The organism is Tigheibacillus halophilus (assembly GCF_042683165.1).
In the GTDB taxonomy this organism is placed as follows: domain Bacteria; phylum Bacillota; class Bacilli; order Bacillales; family Amphibacillaceae; genus Tigheibacillus; species Tigheibacillus halophilus.
In genome coordinates this window covers 290,784-313,706 of sequence record NZ_JBHUIZ010000003.1, presented here as the reverse complement: position 1 = coordinate 313,706, position 22,923 = coordinate 290,784, and the positions used below count along the sequence as shown (strand labels likewise).

Here is a 22,923-nt window from a genome sequence, read left to right as displayed (position 1 = left end):
AAAGCTTTGAAAGCGGGCAGCTCTCAAAGCTTTTTAAAATTGCTGAAATACGATCCAGCTCATCTGCAATCAGAAATCTATCTTTTTTTTACGTTCACGCATGGCTCTTGGAATATAAACACAGTAGGGTTCACTTTCCATATAGTCGCCCGTTGCGTGGAATGCCCTTGACCTTGATCCGCCGCATACATGGCGGAATTCACATATACCACATTTCCCTTTATATTTATTAGGATTGCGTAAATTACGAAATATCTCCGACTCCCTGTAAATCTCTGCTAATGGTGTTTGCCGGACATTTCCCGCTTTGATTGGCAATAAACCGCTTGGGAATACATCGCCAGTATGGGAAATAAAAACAAAACCATTGCCATCGTTCACCCCTTGAGGTGCTCTGCCTAGTCCATCAATCCAGCCTGTCTTCCCCATTCTTAATGCATCTTCATAAAAGATATCATTTCTACCGCTCAGAGATTTATGTTCACGTATCTTACTTTGGATAACAACCCTGCGATAATGCTGCGCAGCAGTCGTCTTTATATCGAATGGCACACGTTTGGCCAGTTTGTTCAGCCATATGAACACTTTCTCATGTTCAACAGGTGAAATCATATCCTCTTGTTTTCCACGCCCCGTCGGAACGAGAAAAAATACACTCCAAAGTACACATTTGAGCTTTTCTACCATACCTGCCATCTCATCCAAATAATGGTAATTATATCTGGAGATGACTGTATTGATTTGCAAAGGCATGCCAAGTTCATGCAGATATGCGATCCTGTCCATCGTCAAGTCAAAGGATCCTTTTGTTCCACGAAAATGATCATGGATTTCTGCGCAATGTCCATCGATACTGAATGCCCATCTTGCCAGACCGACATCTCTTGCCTTTTCCATTGCTTCTTTTGTCACATTCGGTGTGGCGGATGGCGTCATGGAAACACGCACACCTTTTTTCACCGCGTATGCTGCAATATCAAACACATCTGTTCGTTCCAATGGGTCTCCTCCAGTGAATACCAACATTGGATTATCCATTGCATAGATATCATCAATCAGTTTTTTTCCCTCTGAAAAAGTCAGTTCTAATGGGTGCCGATGATACTGAGCCTCAGCGCGGCAATGCAAACATTTCAATTGACAAGCTCTAGTCAATTCCCAAATCACAATAAACGGATTTCGATTGTAATCCCGTTCTTTCATTTGTTTCACAGCCTTTTCATCATTGAAAGCATGATTTTTGCCAAACAATAGTGAATACGTTCGTTGCACTTATGAGCATCCTAAGAAACCTGTTATACTCTTGATACAAACATAAAAATAATCATTTTTCCTTACCAATTGCTACACGCCAAGTTTCTGGGCCTCTCTGCAAATACTCCCATGAGAATTGACCCTCTCTCTCCATTGCAAATTGGTATTGCAATGGCTTGGGATTATGATCATTAGTGAGCTCCAGCACCTGACCAGGACGCAGCAAATCAAATGCAGCGAATATTTTTTCGTGGCGAACGCTTGACTCGATGGCAGGAGCAAAAATCCTGACTGAAAAATCACCCTTCTCGTACATTGTTATAACCTCCTTATGGCACCAATATATAACACTTTTTTCTCTGCGGCTGTGAGCACTGACATCAAATAGTGATGACTTATATCACATTTCCACTTTTTCGCCATAAAAGATTGATTCGATAGAAAACAAACATGGTAGAATATCATTAAGGACATAGCTGAAGAAAGGTGGCTTTGAAAATTGAAGAAAGAAACGATAAAAGATCTTTTGCATCGGTTCATGATTTTTAAGGATTTAACAGATTTTGAAATGGAACCGATAGTCGATTTGGCTAAAAACCGGCCTTTCCGCAAGGGATCCCATATATTCATGCAAGATGATCCGCTAACAAACGTATACTTTATCTATGAGGGAAAAATAAAAATTTATAAAACAGATTTTCATGGCAAGGAGCAAATCGTAAATATTTTACAGCCTGGAGATATGTTTCCGCATCAAGGATTTTTTCGTAAAGACAATTATCCCGCACATGCTGAAGTTGCTGAAAATGCTGTATTAATTTATATTCCGATTGCACAATTCGAGGATTTTTTGATTACTCATCCGGAGATTTGCGTGAAGTTATTCCGTGTGCTTGGCGATCTTATTGTTGATTTACAATCCAGGCTGGAGGAAAAAATACTGGATAATACGTATGAACAAATCATCAAACTGCTATTGCGTCTATGCAAAAGCCATGGCGTGGAAAAAAAAGATGGTATCTATCAGCTCACGACGCAATTTACCAATCGGGAACTAGCAAGCATGATCGGTTCCAGTCGTGAAACAGTTAGCCGCACACTAACCCAGCTTAAGAAAAAAAATATGGTCCTTAGCACTGGACAAGATAAAATCGTGATTGATTTTCATAAACTGCACGAGGAAATCATTTGAAAACGGAAGTATATTCTTTTCAACATATCGAAAACCGGCAATCACTATAGGTCAGTCGAATAGTTTATCTCTATGAAGAAAAAATTTGCTTCACTGCTTCAAAAAGGCTGTTTCCAAAACAGCCCCTTTTCTTTGGCGTTATTTTGTTCAGCCCCCGCTTACAGGAGGGATGAATGCGACAGTATCGCCATTGGCAAGCAACATATCGTCCGTTGCATACTCCTCGTTCAAAGCAATCATAGCATGATCCAGTTGTGTTAGCTTATATCTGTCCAAGCATCGTTTTTTGAGATCGGCAATAGTCATACCCGCTGCTTCCATCCATATTTTATTATTGCCTATCTCCTCTTGGAGTTCAGCAAAAAACAGAACCTCAATCATTTTCCATTTCCTCCTTTGAAGGCAATTCATCGGCATAAGAAACCTTTTCCTTTTGGTCACCGATCCATTTTGTCCCGTCTTCCCAATTTTCCTTTTTCCATATTGGTACTATTTCTTTTATTCGTTCAATCGCATATCTGCTGGCCTCAAAAGCATCCTTACGATGCGGTGTCGATACAGCAATAGCTACGGCAATGTCACTAATTGCAAGCTTTCCTGTCCGATGGACAATCGCTGTTTGTGTATCTTCCCATTTTGCAGCAATCTCATCTCCGATTTGGGCAAGCTTTTTTTCAGCCATAGGTACATATGCCTGATACTCTAAAAAGAGTGTTCGCTTTCCTTTTGTAAATTCGCGGACAGTTCCTATAAAGGTAGCAACCGCCCCTGCCTCGGGTCGGACGACTTTTTCATACACATCATTTATCGTGATGGGTTCAGTCGTCAGCCAGAATTTCTTTTTCATTGTTTCCCCTTTCTGAAAAGCCCCTTCGTTGAAAACAGATGCTCAGAACTCCTGTGTTCTCCTACTCTCCGTGCTTTACATTCCCCGCATGCAGGAAAAAGATTTTATTGTATAAGAACATATCAGATTTCTTTATTTGCCAGACATAAATCTGCAAGTCGTGGCACTGCTTTGTCCAGATCATTCAGCGAAAACGTCTCATATATGGTATTTTGCAATAAGTTATCTCTCTTGGCACCAATTGCGATAATGTTCGAGAGCTGCAATAATGTTTTGTCTGTTTCCTCACGCAGAAGAACAATTTTTGGATACTCTGCTTGTTTGAACCCTTCCAGCAGCAAAATATCAATATCCATCATGGCGTAGATAGTCATTATTTGTTTCATTGTCAAAGGTTGCGCACCATCGATATGCATCAGGAATTCAGAGGAAGAGCGCACTCCGGCCATGAAAGCACCTGCTTGGTGGTGCTTTGTACTGTCGGTATTTCCTACTGTTTGCAGGCTGCTCTCGTGCCCATGGTGTTTCAAAGTTGCCACCCGATAATTCCGCGCAGTCAAACAGCTGATCAACTCAGAAATTAATGTCGTTTTACCAGCATTTTTATACCCGACAACCTGTATCACTAAAAAAGATTCCTGCCGCATGCGGGACTCTCTCCCCTCCTCTTTCAAAACCTACGTGCTTGTTTATTTCTTCTTACATGAAAAGGGCGTTCAATCATGAACCCCCTAGAAATAGTTGCAATTTAAAATCAGTCAGGTATACCCAATGCGATTTTCGCATAACGTGACATTTTATCTTTGCCCCAAGGCGGACTCCAGACAATTTCGACATCCACTTCTTTGATTTCGGGAATATCTGCCAAGGCGCGTTTAATGTCTGCCTCAATGTGTGCACTAAGCGGACAACCCATTGCTGTTAGTGTCATAGTCACTTTGCATACACCATTATCATCCAAATCGACATGATAGATCAATCCGAGATTCACAATATCGATTCCCAATTCAGGGTCGATGACATTTTCCAAAGCACCAATAATATTTTCCTGTAATGCTTCTTCCATTATATGATTGCCCTCCTTTTTTTCCAGCTATCATTATTTAAACATATTTATGTCTATTTTCCAATGATATAAATCACAGTTCAACTTTGTAAGTGCGTGACAAACCAGTCCACCGTTTCCAATATGGCGAATCGGCTGACCTTGTGTCCGCGTTTTTCTTCCTTTATAAAATGGATTTTCTCCTGGTCACCATACTGCATGCTCACTTCCTTATAAAAACCTGACGAATGGTTAAACGGCACGACCGGATCGGCATCTCCGTGCCAGAACAGAAGTGGTCTATCCTGCAGTTTTTCCGGTTGTTTAGATAAATCGATTTTGGATAGTTCCACTAAAATTCCTCTGATTTCTGCATCAGAAATTGGCAACGGCATATTTTTTCCAACTTCGGCAATCAAGTCTTCCGCATATGCCGACAGCTTCGGTGAGCCCATCAGACACGCAGCCGCCTTAATCCATGGATATTTCGTCAATGCAGCACAGGTGGTGATACCGCCCATGCTGGTCCCGGCGATCCCAAAATTATCTCCCTTCATTAGCTGATTTTTCTGCAGGTAGTTCTTAATCGTCTCCAAATCAGCAACGTTTTGCAGCACAATTTCAAAAAATGACAGCTGTTTTTTCAGGGTTGACGCGCCATTCTCCCGCTGTCCATGCCATTTACTGTCCGGAAGCATGACACGAAACCCTTTTTCGGCTAGTAAATAAGCCAACGGCAAATTATGTTCTTTAGCACTTGTAAAGCCGTGAAAATATGTAACGACCGGAAGTGCAATATCTTTTTTATCTATATCGACAACTTCCAAAGCCGGTATGGATGCTATTGCTAATGGATTAATCCCAATCATGTCAAAGGTTCCTCCCATAAGATACGTGTAACATCATGATAATACCTTTTTAAAATACTGAAAAGCATTTTCTCCTTTACTTATTAGTAAATTGTTTATAAACTTGTGTCAATGAGGTGAAATGTATGAACAGTAAAAAACATTTGATTGCACTTGATTTAGATGGAACGTTATTAAACGATAACAAAAAGATTAGTACCAAAACCAAACAAGTACTTGCCAAGGCGGTGCAGCAAGGACATATTGTTATCATTTCAACAGGAAGACCGCACCGTGCCAGCATTCAATACTACCATGAGCTTAAACTCGATACACCCATGGTCAATTTCAACGGCGCACTTATCCATCATCCGTATGATAAAAAGTGGGATGTACTGCATAATCCGATGCCAAAGCGTACTGCATTGAGCATTGTCGAAGCTTGCTACAACATGCACGCAAAAAATATTCTCGCTGAAGTGCAAGATAGTGTCTATTTGGATAAATACGATCAGGAAATCCTTGATATTTTCAGCCAGACTTCTGACGATGTGCCATACACTATCGGCAATCTCAAAAACAAACTGGATACTGATCCGACTTCCCTGCTGATCCATCCTCACCCGGATTATATCGACGATCTTCGGCAAAATCTGGACGACCATCATGCAGAAGTGATTGAACACCGCAAATGGGGTGCACCGTGGAATATTATCGAGATTGTAAAAAAAGGAATTAATAAAGCGGTTGGGGTCGATAAAATCGCTTATTACTATCATATCCCGAAAGAACGTATTATTGCATTTGGGGATGAAGATAACGATCTGGAAATGATTGATTATGCCGGGGTTGGCGTGGCGATGGGGAACGCGATTGACGAATTGAAATCGATCGCCAATGTCGTGACCGATACAAATGAAAAAGACGGCATCGGTAATTTTCTGACAGATTATCTAAAGTTAGATGCTGCTGCATCTATCTCCATAACGGAATGATATTGGGAGAAATGACCAGCGATAAAACAACTGAGCTGTCACATACTAGGAGTGAGCGTATCAACACGTTCACTTTTTTGTTGGGAGGAATCTCCGATGGGAAAAAACAGCAAATCCAAGCGATTCGTTCAACATGGTTCAGACGCAGTGAAAAAGCACGCTGAACGTTTTCCTTATCGTTCAACTTTCACCGAAGCGGAACGTAAACAAGAGGAAGCTGAAGACCAAACTGTAGGAGGGTTTTAAATGGAAAACAACCTATTCCAGCAAGCAAAAGATGCTGTCATGAATTTCACGAACATGCAAGGAGATAGAGGCTCGGACCAACAAGAAAAACAAGCAGTACAACAAGCCATTCAAGCCGCTTATCAGGATTGCACGCCTGAAGAAAAGCAGCAATTACAGCAATTGGAGCAACACTTGCAAGAAGAGAACTTCAGCTAGGACAAATATCTTTTCATAACTGTGATGGCAATTGCTAATTCATTTCAAAAATGACAAAGAGTTGCTTCAAGCAGGATTTGATAATCCCCCGTGTTACTTTTGGCGGGGGATTATCCCCTTTCTAACGAAGACATATCCAAGTTGGTTCTTTCCCCTTTTTTAACATGTCTTTATCTGCTAATATAGGTATAAGCATGTAAAGTTTGGAATGGAGGATTTAAAATGAGTGTACGTGCAGAAGCAACACCAAACCCTAATGCATTGAAATTCACTACAGATTCACTGATTTTCGAAGGGACGAACAGTATATCTGTTATGCCGGGTGAGGAAAGCGAACACGATATTATGAATGACTTAATGAACGTGGATGGGGTAGCAAATGTATTCGGCTATCAAAACTTTATCACAGTCAATAAAGAATTTGATGTGGAATGGGACGAGCTTACACCGAAAGTAAAAGAAGTTTTTGAAAAACATGGTCTTTGATACATACCCAAAAGAAGCGCCGCTATCTTGTAAAAAGGATGGCGGCGCTTTTTTGACTAGCTTTTCCTGAAAAAGCCGAAAATACCTGCAGTCTGTACAATATTCGTAAATGCATGGGGATCCACATCATTGATCACCTTTTCCAGATCATATAATTCATACCTGGTGATGACCAAATAAAGCATACTTTTATCCTCATTGGAATATGCACCTTTTGCGGGCAATATAGTGATCCCGCGTACCATGCGGTAATGAATCGCTTTTTGCAGCTCTGCTGCTTTCTTTGTAATGATCATCGCAGTCACTTTTTCATGTCTTGTATGGATGGCATCAATGAGACGGGTAGAAACATAAAGAGCTACCAGTGTATATAACGCATTCTCGGGTTCATAAAGAATTCCTGCCATCGCCGTAATGACGGCATTAAGCGATAAAAAGTATATACCTAAAGGTTTATCAGATTTTCTGGATAAAATCATTGCCACAATATCCATTCCTCCGGTAGATGCTCCCCATTTCAATGTGAGACCTACACCAGCTCCACCGATAAGCCCCCCAAATACAGCATTGAGGATAATATCGTTTGAAACACTGTAAATCGGTATGATGGACAAGAACACAGTTGTACAAATGACCGAAACTATACTGTAAATGGTAAAACCTTTACCGACTTTCAGCCAGCCAATAATAGCAACCGGAATATTGAATAAAAGCAAAAGCACACCAGTACTGACTCCGATTCCAAAAAAATCGGTGAATATGCTGGAAACAAGCTGAGCTGCCCCAGCGAATCCACTAGCATATACATTCGCGCCAATCAGGAATAAATTTAATGAAACGGCATTCAATAAAGCCCCCAATACCACGATGATAAACCTTTTGGTTTCCATGAAGAACATCGCTTCACCTCCAAAAAAATAGAAACACCTGGCAATCGCCAAGCTTAATTTAAGTGCATTTTTCGCACAAATGCAACAAGGATTTTTATTTTTTCGCTGCCAAAATAAACACCCAAGCTGTAATACTACAACATTTCGCCTTACTTGCTCAATTGTTTTGACTATATTTCTATATAGCTATAAACTTAAATTAATAAATATAAACATGGTAAATGAAGGTGAAAAAATGAACGTTAAAATTATGGCTGACTCAGCCAGTGATTTAGCTGATAAGCAATATCAGCAATATGACATTGAAATTGCTTCACTGACAGTTGAATTAGATGGAGAAGTATTCATGGACGGTAAAAATATCACTCCGAAATCAGTATATGATGCCATGAGAAACGGAAAAAAACCTAAAACATCGCAGGTTTCACCGCAATCTTTCAAAGATATCTTCACGTCTTATGCAGAGAAAAAACAAAGTTTGGTCTACATTGCCTTTTCTTCGGAGCTTTCCGGTACATATCAAACTGCGAAAATGATGGAAAATGAAGTGAAAGAAATCTATCCAGATGCAGATTTGCATGTGATTGACAGCAAATGCGCTTCCATTGGCTACGGCCTCGTCGTTTTAAGAATAGCAAAAATGGCTAAAGACGGTGCAACAGTCCAGGAAATTATCGACATGGCTGCCTATCATGCCAAGCATATGGAGCATATTTTCACAGTGGACGACCTGGAATATCTCTATCGCGGCGGTCGGGTCAGCAAAACAGCCGCCTTTGTTGGTTCCTTATTGAAAATTAAACCCATACTGCACGTCGATAATGGAAAACTGATTCCACTTGAAAAAATCCGTGGTTCAAAAAAAGTACTTGGGCGTATGATCCAAATCATGCAACAGCGCGGTGTTGATCTAAAAAACCAGGTGATCGGCATTAGCCACGGTGATGACTTACCTCGGGCACAGCAACTCGCAGAAATGGTTCAGGAAACTACCGGATGCAAGGAAATCATCATTGAAATGGTCGGTTCTGCAATAGGCTCCCATTCCGGGCCTGGTACATTGGCGTTGTTTTTTTTAAATGATACGTATCAATAATTTTATTGGAATTAGATTCTCCGTTTGTTAAAAAGGCCGTCCAGGACGAAAGGACGGCCTTTTTTCTCCAAGTCCCTTCCCTTTCCTTCAGAAAATATATAGGGCATGTCTCGGGCGATTCCCACATATATTTACTATTGAACCTAAACAGCTGAAGGAGAATGTCTATATGCAAATGAATAAGCTCATTTCCGTCTATGTCACTGAAAAGGAACAAACGCCAGATACCATCCACATGCTTCTCGATTTTTACCAGTGTAAATACGTATCAGGAAAAATGGATATCTATGAATATAAAACAATATTAGGTTTTTTGACCGGACGAGGTGCCGTCTCTTCTCATGATTATTCGCAATACATGTCATAGCTCCAGATTAATCAAGCACCCTCTTCTTCTTTGTGCTTTTTCTGTTTCATGCTCAGCACGATCACTGCAAATAAAAAGGCCAAAAAAATGATGACTATGGGCAGAATGAATCCCCAATTCAGTCCTTTATCGGATTCGATAACATAAACTTCAGCAGTTTCTCTGGCCAGTCCGATTTTGTATTGGTCATTTTTTTCACCTACAAGATTGTCACCCAGCAGCCCACGCAAACGTCCACCGGAATCTTCGCCGTCTATAGTGACGGCCCTTGACTCGCTGTCATTATTAATCGCAATATAAACCGTTTCATCTTTGTATGTCCGTTTAAAGACACTCATTCCATTATCAGAGCCCACCATTGAAAAATCGCCATGACGTAAAGCGGGAAATTGTGATCGCAAGGAGGAAATCCGAGTGAAAAATTCTTTCATATCCGAATCCCCGGCATTGAAATCGACAAGATGCTGATTGTCCGGGTAATCTTTTCCCAGCATCGGGATTTCTGTGCCCTGGTATATGATTGGTACCCCTGGGGCCGTGTATAAATAAGTCAAAGCCAATTTCCATACCGTCATCGTGTTCCGGCCATTCTCCGCAAAAGCTTCTGTGTAACGTTTACTGAATTTATCGTCAACAAAAACCAGCCCGCCTTTATTCTGGGATTTTTCCCAAGTATCATAAATCCTGCTCACTGGCTGGTCCGGTTTCAAAAATGTATTTGCGACAGCTTGATGGACAGTGTCATTTTCAACCAGATCGAATTGTTGATCCCTGATCAGCTTTGCATCATGCCCGGATAATGTAGACGCCGCTAAAATTAACCCAGGCTTTGTTTGTTTTACATGATCGGTAAAGGCATGTAAAAACCGGTGAGAGGCTTGATCGGCAGCAACTATTTTCAAGCCATCTATACCAGCCTGGTCAATCCAGAAATCGGCTGATGCCATTAAATATGCTGCCGCGTCAGGATTATCCTGATTTATTACCACAGTATTCTCAAGCCACGGGGCTTTCTTGATAGTGCTGGAACTTGTACCGCCTTTGAACCAATCCTGTTTATCAGGGGATTTGTATAGGTTACTTTCTTTTGATACATAACTTGGCGGGAATTCCAGCATGATTTTCATTTTACGTTTATGCGCTTCTTTTACAAGCTTTTTCAAGTCATTCATTGAACCGAATTGTTTTTCCAGCTTTTTAAAATCCACCGGCTGATAACCTTCATATGCTCCAGGAGCATTTGCCATGATCGGTGACAGACTGAGCATCGTGAATCCCAAAGACTGCAAATCATCCAGCTTCTCGATGATCCCCTTTAAATCTCCACCATGATAAGCTTTCGGATCTTTTAAATCGACTTGTTCAGATAGCACCTGTCCACCATTATTAAAACGATCGACAAGGATATCATATATATTTTCTTCATATGCCTTGGCACTTGGGGCCGCAGAAACAGCTGAAGGGATCATATAAAATGTACAAGCCAATATAAAAAGCATTACTAATGATTTTTTCATCTTTCCATATCCTCCAAAACAATAGTGTCCTTTTACCATTATCGACTGTTGGGAACACCAGTCAATCTTATGATGAAAATTGTTGGAAATACGACATACTTTTAAAAATGGTCCGCATCTCGCTGACGGAATTCCTTATTGCGTTAATCGTTTGTGTCGCAAACAAAAAATTTTCATAATGATTAGCAACCTTGTCGTATTCCTCTAAAACAAGAAAAAGCTATTCCACCTGAATGGAACAGCCTTTTCACACATATCAAGACATAAAATGCAGTCCGAGCGGCAAGCGGCCAAAACCGAGAATCAATGTAATAATCAATGCAATAATCAACTGAATCCACCAGCTCTTTGCCGGTTTGCCCTTTGTTTTTTTCACACTGATCATCTCAAGTGCGATAATGACCCAAAGTCCTGCCAAACCCTTGACTATCGCTTCCCCCAAAATGGCTCCAGACACATTTTTAAAGTACCACGAAAGCAATGCACCGCCAGAATACAATATTAGCAGGTAGTCCAACCGCAAAATCATTTGCAGGATTTTCGCGCCTTTTCCCTTGCCCATAATCAGAATGATGAGAAACAAAATCAAAGCTAGTGCCCATGCAGTTATGTGCAAATGGGTAGTCATATTTTTTCACCTCAATTAGAAATGGCATTTCCTACCTATCATACCATGGACAAAGCATAAAGTGAAACTTCATTCAACAGGTTTTTTCCCAGAATGTTTAGTGGAATTTTAACAGATTCTACATCCAATTGCTGCTTTTTTATAAAGCGAAAGCACTATACATTTGAAATGTGTAATGGCAATTATCCAAAAAAGTGAAAAACAAACTGGGAATTCAAGTGATACGATGAAGAATATTTCAAGTTCGTCCCTTTTCTTGTTATACTAACCTTGTGATTGTTTGAAATTCACCAATTTTTCCATCTGGAGGGATAATATGGCAATAACGAGTGAAGATATCATTGAACAAACCGAAGAGTATGGCGCGAAAAATTACCATCCGCTTCCAGTAGTCATTTCCCGCGCTGAAGGAGTATGGGTGGAAGACCCGGAAGGCAATCGATATATGGATATGTTGAGTGCCTATTCTGCAGTCAATCAGGGTCATCGTCATCCCCGGATTATCGAAGCGCTGAAACAACAGGCTGAAAAGGTCACGCTGACATCACGCGCTTTCCATAATGACCAGCTTGGCTTCTGGTATGAAAAAATCTGCAAGCTCACCAATAAGGATATGGCACTTCCAATGAATACCGGTGCCGAAGCAGTCGAAACCGCATTTAAGGCGGCCAGACGGTGGGCGTATGATGTCAAAGGTGTGGAAGCAGGAAAAGCGGAAATCATTGCATGTGAGGGCAACTTCCATGGACGAACTATGACCGCTGTATCCCTTTCCTCCGAGGAAGAATACAAACGTGGTTTCGATCCACTGTTACCAGGCATCAAACTAATTCCCTTTGGCGACGTGGAAGCATTGAAAGCCGCCATCAATGAAAATACAGCCGCTTTTCTGTTTGAACCGATCCAAGGCGAAGCTGGTATCAATATCCCTCCAGAAGGATTTCTAAAAGAAGCATATGAGGTGTGTAAGCAAAATAAAGTGCTCTATATTGCCGATGAAATCCAAGCCGGTCTCGGACGCAGCGGGAAATTATTTGCATGTGACTGGGAAAAAGTCACCCCCGATGTGATCATCCTTGGGAAAGCACTTGGCGGAGGAGTGATGCCGATTTCCTGCATTGTTGCAAACAAAGGGGTCCTGGGAGTTTTCAATCCAGGGTCACACGGCTCCACTTTTGGAGGGAATCCCCTGGCAAGCGCAGTGTCGCTCGCCTCGCTCGATGTAATTCTTGATGAAAATCTTCCCGGACGATCCTTGGAGCTCGGAAATTATATGATGGATGAACTGAAAAAAATCAATAATCCGAAGATCAAGGAAGTACGTGGCAAAGGGTTATTCATCGGGGTGGAACTGACTACTTCCGCCCGTCCATACTGCGAGGCTTTAAAAGAAAGAGGGCTCCTCTGTAAAGAAACACATGAAAATGTGATTCGTTTTGCCCCTCCGCTCATTATCGAAGAAGAAGAGCTGGATTGGGCGCTTGAAAAAATCAAAGAAGTGTTGAAAAATTAGATAAAAGATAGCAAGCACCACAGTAAACATTCGCTGTGGTGCTTTTCATTTACTCTGCGAACAATTTTGCAGCGCCCACATAAACTGGTGAGAAGGAGGGTTCGATATGCCAGCGATTGTCGGTGCAGTCAAAGTAATCAATGTTTCAGCCTCTTCTATTTTCCATATTGGTGATGTATATGCCATGGCCCCAAAAAGCAGCGCCAAAACTTATGCTGGCGGAGGCTCTTTTAATACAGGAAGCGGCATCCACATCCAGCTCTCAGATTCCCACACATATGTCAATGATAACGATAAATTCGATCAAACCATTATAGGGACGTGATCACTTGCAACTGATTATACATCAGTCCTTTTATATCCATAGTATCAAGGTCGGAGCAATTACCAACTCTTCTGTCCTGCAAATTGGAAGCACCGGTAGCATACAGGCATTATCTGAATCATATAACACAGGAGGATTCACGCAGCCAGCAGGAGAGATTCCCTACACGGAACCACCCACAACCGGGCCGATTGTTCCTTTGGCCGCAATTGGTAAATGAAATCCATTATTAAGGGAGGCATTAGCATGCATATGCAGCATTATGACCAATATTTGCATGATTTGTACAGAATGCATCAGGAACAAAGTGATGAAATCCGTGCATTGAAACAACAAATCAATGACATGCAAAACACGTTGGGAACACTCCCGGGACAGGGCGTGGAAAAAATAGAATATAAATTTGATCAGCTTAAAATCGAGAATTTGAATGGCACATTACACATCGGCCTTTCTCCCGAAAACTTGGAGGACATCGAAAATTTACAAGCAATGAAACAAAATGACGGACAGCAGCAGAACGCTGGTGCCATGCAGAAAACACTAACCGAAATCAGTAATCATTTGTATCGCAACGGCCCGCAAACCATCCGCAGTCTGGCCGAAAATTATCAGTATCCTGTCGACCAAGGATACACTGCCTTAATGCTGCAGGATATTGAAAAACAATTACCCGCCAGAATTTCTTATCATACGGAAGAAGCCAGAAAAAATGGCGTAGCAAAGGAAGAGGATATACACCAACACGTCATGGAAGCCCTAAAAAAAGAAATTGATCAATCGCTTGCTAGCTATTTGCAGCAGCAGCAACCACATAAAGGAGATGATAGGTAATGCAAATGGATGTCCATAATTGGTATTTAGATGTTTGTAATATTCAAGTCAATGCGGTGGCCACCTCTTCTGTCTTTTTAGTTGGTGATAATGAATCTTTTCAGTTATCTTCCTTATTCGATACCCCTCCAGAGTCTTATCCATTACAGCATATCGTTCCGTTGTCTCCGCTTGGTGTAACTGGAGCTGTAACAGTGCCTGGAGTCACGGGAGTTGCTGGGGGAGCAGCCGCTGGTGCAGGAGCGGGAGTCCATGGGAGATAGCATGATAAAACGCACGGCGTCTGTCGATGACATCTTTGTCACTACAGTCGCCTTCAGCTCTATTTTTGAAATAGGCGATGCCAACTTTGCCACCGCTGAGTCGAAAGCTCTTTCAGTCCAGCAGCCCACCGCCGTATTTTTCCCACAGCGCGAAGCGGATTTTAACAACTATCCGGTGTTTTTTCGTAAAACCAGACACATGCAGTCTGAAAATCAGGTTAATAAAAGGACATTCGCTCGCCATGACAAGATTTGTGTTGGCAATATCGGAATCAGGGAAATCTCACAAAGCGCAATGGTACAGATTGGAAGCCTGAACCATGCTGCTGCAGAGGCCAGGATCATGCACATTCGCCTCGCCCACTCGTAGCACGTAACAGTTTTTCCATTGCTGCACGGTTTATAGTTTTTTTCATATTTTATTATTGAGATCAGTTTAAGAAGGTGGGTTTTGATGCCGGCAATTGTAGGACCAGTCAAAATCAACAGTGTTGGAGGCGGTGTCGTGAATTTCGGTGATACATTTTATGCATCTCCGAAAAGTACTGATAAGACCGCATCCGGTTCCGGATCATTCAATACCGGCGATTTCATCAATACGAATAACGGGCTCAGTTCCACCAATCCGGTTGATCCAGATTTATTTGACCAGCTAATTACTGGAAATACGTAAAAGGCCGTACCGCTATTAGAAAGCAATAGGGTATGGTCTTTTCATCATGGTTAATCACTCATATTCTGAGGGGTCTATAAAGTACAGCTGCAATAAGTAAATCAAGAGACACAGAGCAGTAGCAACAAATCCCCAACCTAATGTAATCTGCTCGATTCGTAAATAATTATTGCATAGCTGTACCGGGGCAAAAAGGTATAGCAACCCCATCAGAGAAAATACAGCTAAAAAAACACTGAGCAATACGTTCTTAGCCATATCTGTCATCTTTTTCCAACTATCTCTGAGCGGAACTCCCGCTAAAAAAGCCAGACTGAAAAACTTGAATACTTCCATTCCTAATTCTGTTAATGCTTCATCCATGGTTATTGGCAGCATCCAGTAAAGCATAATAATGGAAAATAGCAGAATCCCCGGGATACCGCTTTGATTCCACTTCGAGAAAAAATGAGGAAACTTTTTCTGAAAGAACGGAGCCATCAAAAATCCCGCAACTACGATCATTGGCATTTGCATATGCATGTGTATAATCATAATGGATTCCATCAAATGTACAACTGGCGGAATTGTCAAAAGCATAAACAGTATAATGCCGTATTTTACTTGTTCCATGCCACTTCCCCGCCCTTCTGTCGCAACATATGTTTAATTTGGCGGGCAGCATCATCCGTTTTTTGATAATCCATCACCTGGTCCAATTTCCCATCCGGACCCACCAGATAAAAAGCAGCGTTATGCGTGAAGTTGCCACTGTCATCAGGGATGACGACAACTCCGAATGCATCGAGCAAATTATCAAGCTCCTGCTTGTTTGTAATACGTGCCATTCGCCATGTGTCCCCATCGCTGTCATAGGAATGTCTGTATTTTTCCAGTGTTTGCGGATTATCTCTTTCTGGATCAAAACTGATGCTTAAAAACACGATGTCCTTGCCCATGTATTTTTTGGGGATCTGCTTATAAACATCGGCCATGTTCATCTCGATTTTTGGACAGACATCTGTGCAAGCAGTATAAATAAATGTGATCAGTACATATTTCCCTTTAAATGTATCAAATGCATAGGTTCTGTTCTTGCTATCTTGCAGGGTGACATCCGGAAACGCTGGTTTTTCTTTTATCAGCTTTTGCGTGCGGGCATTTTCTGCAGTGAATGATTGGAATCCATCAGTTGAAAAGAAGAATAATCCGAAACCAAATAGCAAAACAGTAGTGATTGCTGCCAGACGGTTCTTTTTCATCAAAATCACTTCCAGCCTTTTGACTTATTTGAAAAGGGAGATAACCGCCATAATCAGGTCCATCTCCCTTCACTATATTTACCAGGTCCTAAATGGCGGTGATCCCGGAGGTGCGTTGCTGATGAAATCCACAATCGGAATAACATACGCCATAGCTACGATAAGCAGCATCAACACAATCCAGCGGCTCCAGCGTTCTGTCCAGTACGGTGTCTTTGTTGCACCGTCCTCAACCTCTGCCATAGGGAATTCTGTTTGACCTTTCGGTGCTTTGAACATTAAATAAAACACTGCATACACTTGCATGATTACTGCTATAAGCAGTAATGTCGCTCCGACTCCAATAAGCAGCATATACGGGTTCCAGCCAAGGGCCGTCGCATTATCGCCGTAAGTCGTGAATGATGTACGTCGCGGTGAACCGAATAATCCAACAATGTGCATCGATACAGACATCAGACCCATGGCAACTGTCCACAAAATCGTCTGTATTACACCGAATTTATTCATAGTTGACGTTAGCACACGTCCGGAAATGTGCGGCACGAGCCAGTAACTGATACCGAAAAATGTCAGAACAACAGACATACCGATTGTCAGATGGAAGTGGCCGACAATCCACATTGTATTATGCACAATACTGTCCAGTTGGTTTGTTGTCTGAACGACACCCCCTGCACCTGCCGGGATAAACGAAATCATCGCAATCATTGGGGCAAGGAAGCGGACATCTTTCCAAGGCAGCACTCTCACCCAGCCAAACAATCCTTTCGCCCCTTTTGCCCTGCCCGTTTTTTCAAATACAGAAAACATTGCAAATGCGGTCATTAAAGATGGGAAACCAATCGACAAGCTCATGAACACATGCATAAATTTAACTGGCAGCGAAATCCCCGGGTCCACAATCTGATGGTGAAAACCACCGGTGATATTTAAGATGACTAATAGAATAATAACTACTCTTGTCAGCAAGTCGCTGAATCTTCTGCCGCCAATGATTTTCGGCACAGCAATATACCATGCAGAAACGGCAGTGAAATACCAAATGTTAACCAGCGTGTGGCCGAATGCCCAGAACAGCGTCCTGGTGAGCATGACATTGATGCCGTCTATCCAGCCGAAAGCCCATGGAATGATATAAAATACCTCAATGGCAACCGGCAAAGTGCCAAAGAACAGTAATACGTAAAAACCAGTTCCGAAGAATGCAAGAATTGGCAGGTGTTCACCTTTGTGGGCTTTCCGCCAATTGGCGACATTGATGAATCCCGCGAAAGCATTCATCCATATGCCGAGCACAATGAATACCAGTCCGATATAAAACATTGGAGAGGCAGCCATGGGCGGATAGAAAGTATATAGTACAGATGCCTCGTTCATAACAATCGGAATAACTGCCATGACAAAACCTGCAAGTTTCAGGGCAAAACCGGTCCAAATCATTTTCCTTACTTTTGGAAGCAACCCTCCAAGTGTATGTGATAAGGCGGCATTAAAATATCCAATTGTAAAAAAAGCTGTGAATACAACAACCAGCAATAAACCATGACTGGTCAATACTTGATAATAGCTGAACCACGAAGGCAGTTCCAGTACGCCAGCCCTGTTCAAGCCTTGCAGAAGTCCCAGCAATCCGCCAAACAGCAGTGCAGCAAAAGAAACAGAAATATATGATTTCGTAATTTGGGCATCCTTGGGATTAATCCCCATGACTTTGCCCGTTCTTTCCTTGATTAGATGTGGTACTGCAGCCATTTTGTACCCCCCTTTATTATTTCACCGTAATGGTCGTGCTCATCATTTGATGACCCGATCCACAGTATTCATTGCAGAGAACCAAATATTCCCCAGGCTTATGAAACGTTTGGGTCACTTTTTGGATATATCCTGGCATGACCATGGCATTGATATTGGTACCAGCCACTTCAAACCCATGAACAACATCTTTTGATGTCATAATAAACGTTACTTTTGCACCTTTTGGTATTTCAATGTTATTTGGTGTAAAACTAAAAATCTGCAAAGTCATGACAACTTCGTATTCATTCTTTCCAACCTTATGGACGCCTGGTTGATCAAATGGTTTCGTTTGGTCAACTTTTTGCGAATCGATAATTTCCTTGTGGGTTGCTGGACCCATTTCTTTGGCAAACGCCTGATACCCTGTCAATGACATAAATCCAATAATTAGTGCACTGCTAAGAATAAGCCACAATTTCTCATATCGGTGCATGAGACTCCCTCCTTTTTATTTTTAGAATCTGACTAAATAAATGGCGTAAAAAAGAATGTATAACAAAGCAATGAATCCACCGACAAACAGCACCGAAACAAAAGCGCCTTTTTGTGAATCCTCGTCATAATTCTCCGGTTTTCCCTGTGCAGTTTTTTGTGAGTGCATACCAATCAGCCCCCTTTTCCTTCTTGTTAACCCCATTGTAATTGAGAGTGTTTCTCACTTCTGTGAACTGCATCACTTGAGGGTGTGATTTAGGCAACACCCGTTCATGACTATTCAATTTTCCAAGCGTTTTGTAATGAGTCACTAACTGCAGCATTCGCATGAATTGTTGCAAAAACGGTTTTTTTACATCAAAAAAACAGCACCCCATATTGTGCTGTAATTCATGAAATATTTCCTCACTCGCCACTGCAGGCAATTTCTTCTCGTGCCTTCCATAATACTTTTCATTCTATGTTTACCAAAAAAAAGAGCGGGGTCACTTTTTGTACCCCGTTCCATTTCATCTATACTTCCAACAGTAACTGGCCGGAAAAGAAATATAAATACATTTTTTCAACCGGTTGCTGCCAGATTTGTGTCAAAGCTTTACGATATAGTTGCAGCTGCACCGCATAACGTTCCGCCAATTTTTCTTTCACCTTTGGCGTCACTTCTGCCGGGACAGTATCTGTTTTATAATCCAAAATGATCCAGCCATCGTTTTTTGGTATGACACAATCAAGCACCCCCTGAATCAGAACATGCTCTTCAGATGTATATTGCCACCTGGCATATACATCCGAAGCGGGTAATGCAAGACTGAAAGGAACTTCCCTGTAAATGCAGGTGGCAGTTTCTGCCATATAGGAAGCAAGCTCTGTTTCAAAAAAACGTTCAATCGCTTCTATATCGATCGTCTCTGCAGCTTCTTGCAATAAAATTTCTTTATGGACAAGACCTTGGACAAACTCCGCAATCTCAGCGGCATTCATTTTCTTGCCAAATGGAATGTGCTGCATGACGGTGTGCATGGCAGTCCCTCGTTCAGCAGCGGAAAAAGTTTTCTCGCGCTGCAAGAATGCAGGCCTTCTTACAATCGGTGCTTGAAAGCCCGCAACAAGCTGATCAGAACTGTATTCATCTTTTGCTTCCTGCTGTCGTTTGATTTCAGTCACAGTTTGCTTAGCCCTCGCTTCAGCCGCTTCAGCAAAAGGATATTTAAATGCTAATCGGTCAGATACAAATCTATCCAAGTTTGCACTATCCACAGGCAAGGGCTCCCACTTCGTGATACTGGCCTTCAATTGTTGCTCCTCTTCCTTGATATTTTCTTCCAGGTTAGCTAATTCACTGCCGTGCATGATGGCAATATCCCATTGCGACGAATCAAGGCGAATATCTTCTGGCACGTACTCAGATACTGACTCTAAGCGTAAGGGCCCATTATCTTCATGGCGAATCAAAGCCGCCGCGACGAGATCCAAATACGTTTTTAGCTTTGTCCGATAATGGGCAGGCAATACCCACTCTTCATGATCTGCCATCTTTTGCCACTTCTCTTGTTTCTTCTCCAATGAAGCCACATTGCCGACCATGACTAACTTTTCTCTCGCTCTTGTCAGCGCTACATACAATACACGCATTTCTTCCGCAAGTGCTTCCCGCATTAATTGATCCTTCATTGCATGATAATACAATGTTGGATAACTGATCCTTTTGACGGGGTCGATATACTTGCTGGCGAACCCCAGATTTTTATGCAACAAATAAGGTTTTTTCACATCACTTTGGTTGAATTCCTTGTCCATCGCCCCTACAATGACAATCGGATATTCCAACCCCTTGCTTTTATGGATCGTCATAATCCGCACAACATCTTCCTGTTCACTTAATGCACGAGCTGCACCAAGGTCCTGATCATTTTCCTCCATCCTTTCCACAAATCGCAGAAAGCGGAATAATCCGCGAAATGAGGATGCTTCATAGCTGCGGGCCCGGTCGTACAATGCACGTAAATTTGCCTGACGCTGTTTTCCTCCCGGCATCCCACCAACAAAATCATAATAACCTGTTTCCCTGTATATTTGCCAGATCAGCTCTGAAAGTGCACCGTCTCTGGAAAGCTTGCGATAGTCGTTCAGCTGCAATAAAAAGCGATTCACCTTTTCAGATAATACGCCATTATTTTCTCTGCTATATTTTGTCAATGCATCATAATAGGACCCTCTTGGGCTCGCAAGCCTAATACAGCTCAATTCTTCTTCATTCATACCGACAATTGGTGATTTGAGAACTGAGGCAAGTGGTATATCCTGTCTTGGATTATCAATCGCTTTTAAAAAGCTGAGCATCACTTTCACTTCAATTGCTGCGAAATACCCTGAAGAAAGTTCCGCATAGACAGGTATTCCTTGTTTTTTCAATTCATCGACGATAGCAGGCGCCCATGTCATGGAGCGCATAAGAATGACAATGTCACGGTACTGCACATCGCGCTGCGCTTGTGTCGTCTTATCAAAAATTTGCTGCGGCTTCTCGCCCTCTTTGCCAATCCATCGCTTGATTTTTTGCGCATAGACCCTGGCCTCGAGTTGGGCTTTTTCCAAATCCAAATAATTTTCCCCATCGTCTTCCGTTTCTTTTTCTTCTTGTTTTTCTCTGTCAATAATCAGCAACTCAGGGTTTGGCAGTTGATATGGCAACTCATCATACATATGGTTCGCATAAATCAGTTCCGCGTCCTGGTCGTATGTGATTTCTCCTAGCCTTTCATCCATGATTTGCCGAAATATATAATTCGTTCCCCTAAGGACAAGTTCTCTGCTGCGAAAATTGCTGGCTAGGTCAATGCGCTCAGCTGCTATACCCTCATCTGCAAATCGTTTATATTTATCAATGAAAAGCCCCGGTTCGGCATGCCGGAAGCGGTAAATACTTTGTTTTACATCACCGACCATAAACATGTTCCCAGCCCCGTTCTGATCACTGATAAGCTTCAAAATAGTCTCTTGGACAAGGTTTGTATCCTGGTATTCGTCTACTAGCACCTCCGAAAACTGCTGCTGCAGATTACGGGCGACATTAGAGGGCTCGATATTTTCAGGTGTTGCCGTATCAGCAAGCAATAATGCAAGACAGTAATGCTCCAAATCGGAAAAGTCCATGACTGCTTTTTCCCGTTTCAGTTTCTTAAAATGGCTGCTGTATATATTCACCAGCTCTGCAAGCTGCTTGATCACTGGTGCCAGCTCCTGCATATCCTGAACATGCCCTTCCAGATTTCTGGTGAAATAATGTTTTTTCAAGTCCTGCCAGTCTTTTTTATATGCATTGCGAAGCGCTTTGACTTTTTCCTTTTTATCTGTGTCGCAATCCATTTTCTTGCCGGAAAGTCTTGTGAAATCCTGTTCCACAACAAACTGCTGCAAATCACGCCAAGATGACAGCTTGCTTGCTTGTTTCACCATCACTTGATCCTTTTCAATGGCATCGATATATAGATACGGGCCATCCGCTTCTCTTGCGATTTCCATTGCCGATGCCATTTCTTGCATAATGCCTTCGAGTTTTTCGACAATTTCTTTTTTCATCATATCCAGCCATGCCAAATCTGCTTCTTGCCAGTCATCCGGAATCTCATACAGGGCTGCCAGCCCATTTAGCCATTGTTCCGGCCATGGGTTTTGAATGGAAAACTGATACAAATCCTCTATCAATTTAACCACCTCCATGTCGTTGCGATCACTGGAAAAACGGTCGACCACGGCAAAAAAGCTCTTCTGATCGACTCCCTCTCCGCCATACCAGGATTCCAGCAAATCATCCATCACTTCCTGGCGCAGCAAGTCGGCTTCCATTTCATCCAAAATGCGGAATCCGGGATCAATATCCAGCAAATAAGCGTGTTGCCGGACAACCTCCAAACAAAATGAGTGCAGTGTCGATATGGATGCTTTTGGCAACAGGGAGAGCTGCTTTTTCAAATGCATTGAGCCAGGATTTTCCGATAATGCTTTTTCTAAAGCCGCTCCCACCCTTGTTCGCATTTCTTGAGCGGCTGCGTTGGAAAATGTCACCACAAGCAATTCGTCAATATCGACTGGCTGCTGCTGGCTGATCAGCTTTTGGATGATTCTTTCTACCAGGACTGCTGTCTTTCCCGAACCAGCAGCTGCTGCGACAAGCACATCCTTCCCTGCTGTATAGATTGCTGCTTCCTGTTCCTTCGTCCACTTCACCAT

The 22,923-nt window shown here is 42.2% G+C and carries 30 protein-coding genes; 14 read left to right on the top strand and 16 right to left on the bottom strand.

Going from position 1 to position 22,923, the window contains the following annotated elements; translation table 11 throughout:
* Positions 1–69: 69 nt before the first annotated feature.
* The gene (locus tag ACFSMW_RS02045) at positions 70–1,203 is read right to left on the bottom strand and encodes a TIGR04053 family radical SAM/SPASM domain-containing protein (RefSeq protein ID WP_390353883.1); all 1,134 of its coding nucleotides are present in this window, start codon (positions 1,201–1,203) and stop codon (positions 70–72) included.
* A 121-nt stretch (positions 1,204–1,324) separates the two neighbouring features.
* A complete protein-coding gene (locus tag ACFSMW_RS02040; RefSeq protein WP_390352578.1) occupies positions 1,325–1,570 on the bottom strand; it encodes a DUF2249 domain-containing protein in 246 nt (81 codons plus the stop codon).
* A gap of 183 nt (positions 1,571–1,753) precedes the next feature.
* On the opposite strand from ACFSMW_RS02040, the gene ACFSMW_RS02035 reads away from it, so the two are divergent.
* A complete protein-coding gene (locus tag ACFSMW_RS02035; RefSeq protein WP_390352576.1) occupies positions 1,754–2,446 on the top strand; it encodes a Crp/Fnr family transcriptional regulator in 693 nt (230 codons plus the stop codon).
* A gap of 147 nt (positions 2,447–2,593) precedes the next feature.
* Here the strand turns inward: ACFSMW_RS02035 and moaD are convergent, their stop codons facing one another.
* From moaD to ACFSMW_RS02010, 5 genes are all read right to left on the bottom strand, one after another.
* Positions 2,594–2,827 carry a molybdopterin converting factor subunit 1 gene (moaD, locus tag ACFSMW_RS02030; protein WP_390352574.1) on the bottom strand — a complete coding sequence of 78 codons (234 nt, stop codon included), beginning with the start codon at positions 2,825–2,827 and terminating at the stop codon, positions 2,594–2,596.
* A complete protein-coding gene (locus tag ACFSMW_RS02025; protein WP_390352572.1) occupies positions 2,820–3,293 on the bottom strand; it encodes a molybdenum cofactor biosynthesis protein MoaE in 474 nt (157 codons plus the stop codon). Before ACFSMW_RS02025 ends, moaD begins: the two co-directional genes overlap by 8 nt.
* A 122-nt stretch (positions 3,294–3,415) precedes the next feature.
* The gene (gene mobB, locus ACFSMW_RS02020; RefSeq protein ID WP_390352570.1) at positions 3,416–3,940 is read right to left on the bottom strand and encodes a molybdopterin-guanine dinucleotide biosynthesis protein B; all 525 of its coding nucleotides are present in this window, start codon (positions 3,938–3,940) and stop codon (positions 3,416–3,418) included.
* A gap of 107 nt (positions 3,941–4,047) precedes the next feature.
* Positions 4,048–4,359 carry a metal-sulfur cluster assembly factor gene (locus tag ACFSMW_RS02015; RefSeq protein ID WP_390352568.1) on the bottom strand — a complete coding sequence of 104 codons (312 nt, stop codon included), beginning with the start codon at positions 4,357–4,359 and terminating at the stop codon, positions 4,048–4,050.
* 80 nt (positions 4,360–4,439) lie between these two features.
* The gene (locus ACFSMW_RS02010; protein ID WP_390352566.1) at positions 4,440–5,207 is read right to left on the bottom strand and encodes an alpha/beta fold hydrolase; all 768 of its coding nucleotides are present in this window, start codon (positions 5,205–5,207) and stop codon (positions 4,440–4,442) included.
* A gap of 125 nt (positions 5,208–5,332) precedes the next feature.
* On the opposite strand from ACFSMW_RS02010, the gene ACFSMW_RS02005 reads away from it, so the two are divergent.
* The 4 genes from ACFSMW_RS02005 (at position 5,333) to ACFSMW_RS01990 (ending at position 7,111) form a co-directional block, all read left to right on the top strand.
* A complete protein-coding gene (locus tag ACFSMW_RS02005; protein WP_390352565.1) occupies positions 5,333–6,181 on the top strand; it encodes a Cof-type HAD-IIB family hydrolase in 849 nt (282 codons plus the stop codon).
* A gap of 96 nt (positions 6,182–6,277) precedes the next feature.
* A complete protein-coding gene (locus ACFSMW_RS02000; RefSeq protein ID WP_390352562.1) occupies positions 6,278–6,427 on the top strand; it encodes a hypothetical protein in 150 nt (49 codons plus the stop codon).
* Positions 6,428–6,625 carry a DUF3813 family protein gene (locus tag ACFSMW_RS01995; RefSeq protein ID WP_390352560.1) on the top strand — a complete coding sequence of 66 codons (198 nt, stop codon included), beginning with the start codon at positions 6,428–6,430 and terminating at the stop codon, positions 6,623–6,625.
* A 222-nt stretch (positions 6,626–6,847) separates the two neighbouring features.
* Positions 6,848–7,111 (top strand): NifU N-terminal domain-containing protein, encoded by a 264-nt coding sequence (locus ACFSMW_RS01990; RefSeq protein WP_390352559.1) that lies wholly within the window; start codon positions 6,848–6,850, stop codon positions 7,109–7,111.
* A gap of 56 nt (positions 7,112–7,167) precedes the next feature.
* Here the strand turns inward: ACFSMW_RS01990 and ACFSMW_RS01985 are convergent, their stop codons facing one another.
* Positions 7,168–8,010 carry a YitT family protein gene (locus tag ACFSMW_RS01985; protein ID WP_390352557.1) on the bottom strand — a complete coding sequence of 281 codons (843 nt, stop codon included), beginning with the start codon at positions 8,008–8,010 and terminating at the stop codon, positions 7,168–7,170.
* 226 nt (positions 8,011–8,236) lie between these two features.
* On the opposite strand from ACFSMW_RS01985, the gene ACFSMW_RS01980 reads away from it, so the two are divergent.
* Together ACFSMW_RS01980 and yppF are read left to right on the top strand one after the other, a co-directional pair.
* On the top strand, positions 8,237–9,097 hold the full coding sequence (locus ACFSMW_RS01980) for a DegV family protein (protein WP_390352555.1): 861 nt from the start codon (positions 8,237–8,239) through the stop codon (positions 9,095–9,097).
* A 169-nt stretch (positions 9,098–9,266) separates the two neighbouring features.
* Positions 9,267–9,464, top strand: a complete 198-nt coding sequence (gene yppF / locus ACFSMW_RS01975) for a YppF family protein (protein ID WP_390352553.1) — start codon at positions 9,267–9,269, stop codon at positions 9,462–9,464.
* An 11-nt stretch (positions 9,465–9,475) separates the two neighbouring features.
* Here yppF and ACFSMW_RS01970 read toward each other — a convergent pair whose 3' ends face one another.
* Positions 9,476–10,981 carry an alpha-amylase family glycosyl hydrolase gene (locus ACFSMW_RS01970; protein WP_390352551.1) on the bottom strand — a complete coding sequence of 502 codons (1,506 nt, stop codon included), beginning with the start codon at positions 10,979–10,981 and terminating at the stop codon, positions 9,476–9,478.
* A gap of 256 nt (positions 10,982–11,237) precedes the next feature.
* Entirely contained in the window at positions 11,238–11,609 is a 372-nt protein-coding gene (locus ACFSMW_RS01965) for a YisL family protein (protein WP_390352549.1), read from the bottom strand.
* 316 nt (positions 11,610–11,925) lie between these two features.
* Here ACFSMW_RS01965 and ACFSMW_RS01960 point away from each other — a divergent pair, with 316 nt between their 5' ends.
* The 7 genes from ACFSMW_RS01960 to ACFSMW_RS01930 all read left to right on the top strand — a co-directional run bounded on the left by ACFSMW_RS01960 (position 11,926) and on the right by ACFSMW_RS01930 (position 15,217).
* Positions 11,926–13,122, top strand: a complete 1,197-nt coding sequence (locus ACFSMW_RS01960) for an ornithine--oxo-acid transaminase (RefSeq protein WP_390352547.1) — start codon at positions 11,926–11,928, stop codon at positions 13,120–13,122.
* A gap of 106 nt (positions 13,123–13,228) precedes the next feature.
* A complete protein-coding gene (locus ACFSMW_RS01955; protein ID WP_390352546.1) occupies positions 13,229–13,447 on the top strand; it encodes a spore germination protein in 219 nt (72 codons plus the stop codon).
* A 4-nt stretch (positions 13,448–13,451) separates the two neighbouring features.
* Positions 13,452–13,667, top strand: coding sequence for a spore germination protein GerPB (locus ACFSMW_RS01950; protein WP_390352544.1), 216 nt, complete (start codon positions 13,452–13,454; stop codon positions 13,665–13,667).
* 26 nt (positions 13,668–13,693) lie between these two features.
* Positions 13,694–14,281 (top strand): spore germination protein GerPC, encoded by a 588-nt coding sequence (gene gerPC, locus ACFSMW_RS01945; protein WP_390352542.1) that lies wholly within the window; start codon positions 13,694–13,696, stop codon positions 14,279–14,281.
* Positions 14,281–14,544: a hypothetical protein gene (locus tag ACFSMW_RS01940; RefSeq protein ID WP_390352541.1), complete on the top strand. Its 264-nt coding sequence runs from the start codon at positions 14,281–14,283 to the stop codon at positions 14,542–14,544. The genes gerPC and ACFSMW_RS01940 overlap by 1 nt, the downstream gene beginning before the upstream one ends.
* Positions 14,534–14,914 carry a spore germination protein GerPE gene (locus ACFSMW_RS01935; protein WP_390352539.1) on the top strand — a complete coding sequence of 127 codons (381 nt, stop codon included), beginning with the start codon at positions 14,534–14,536 and terminating at the stop codon, positions 14,912–14,914. The genes ACFSMW_RS01940 and ACFSMW_RS01935 overlap by 11 nt, the downstream gene beginning before the upstream one ends.
* A gap of 84 nt (positions 14,915–14,998) precedes the next feature.
* Positions 14,999–15,217 (top strand): spore germination protein, encoded by a 219-nt coding sequence (locus ACFSMW_RS01930; RefSeq protein ID WP_390352537.1) that lies wholly within the window; start codon positions 14,999–15,001, stop codon positions 15,215–15,217.
* Between the two features lie 54 nt (positions 15,218–15,271).
* Here the strand turns inward: ACFSMW_RS01930 and ACFSMW_RS01925 are convergent, their stop codons facing one another.
* The 6 genes from ACFSMW_RS01925 to addA all read right to left on the bottom strand — a co-directional run bounded on the left by ACFSMW_RS01925 (position 15,272) and on the right by addA (position 22,923).
* Positions 15,272–15,829 (bottom strand): hypothetical protein, encoded by a 558-nt coding sequence (locus ACFSMW_RS01925; RefSeq protein WP_390352535.1) that lies wholly within the window; start codon positions 15,827–15,829, stop codon positions 15,272–15,274.
* Positions 15,817–16,458 carry an SCO family protein gene (locus ACFSMW_RS01920; protein WP_390352533.1) on the bottom strand — a complete coding sequence of 214 codons (642 nt, stop codon included), beginning with the start codon at positions 16,456–16,458 and terminating at the stop codon, positions 15,817–15,819. Before ACFSMW_RS01920 ends, ACFSMW_RS01925 begins: the two co-directional genes overlap by 13 nt.
* A gap of 78 nt (positions 16,459–16,536) precedes the next feature.
* On the bottom strand, positions 16,537–18,213 hold the full coding sequence (locus ACFSMW_RS01915) for a cbb3-type cytochrome c oxidase subunit I (RefSeq protein ID WP_390352531.1): 1,677 nt from the start codon (positions 18,211–18,213) through the stop codon (positions 16,537–16,539).
* Between the two features lie 16 nt (positions 18,214–18,229).
* Entirely contained in the window at positions 18,230–18,691 is a 462-nt protein-coding gene (locus ACFSMW_RS01910; RefSeq protein WP_390352529.1) for a cytochrome c oxidase subunit II, read from the bottom strand.
* A 21-nt stretch (positions 18,692–18,712) separates the two neighbouring features.
* A complete protein-coding gene (locus ACFSMW_RS01905) occupies positions 18,713–18,859 on the bottom strand; it encodes a hypothetical protein (protein WP_390352528.1) in 147 nt (48 codons plus the stop codon).
* Positions 18,860–19,206: 347 nt separating this feature from the next.
* Positions 19,207–22,923 (bottom strand): helicase-exonuclease AddAB subunit AddA, encoded by a 3,717-nt coding sequence (addA, locus tag ACFSMW_RS01900; RefSeq protein WP_390353881.1) that lies wholly within the window; start codon positions 22,921–22,923, stop codon positions 19,207–19,209.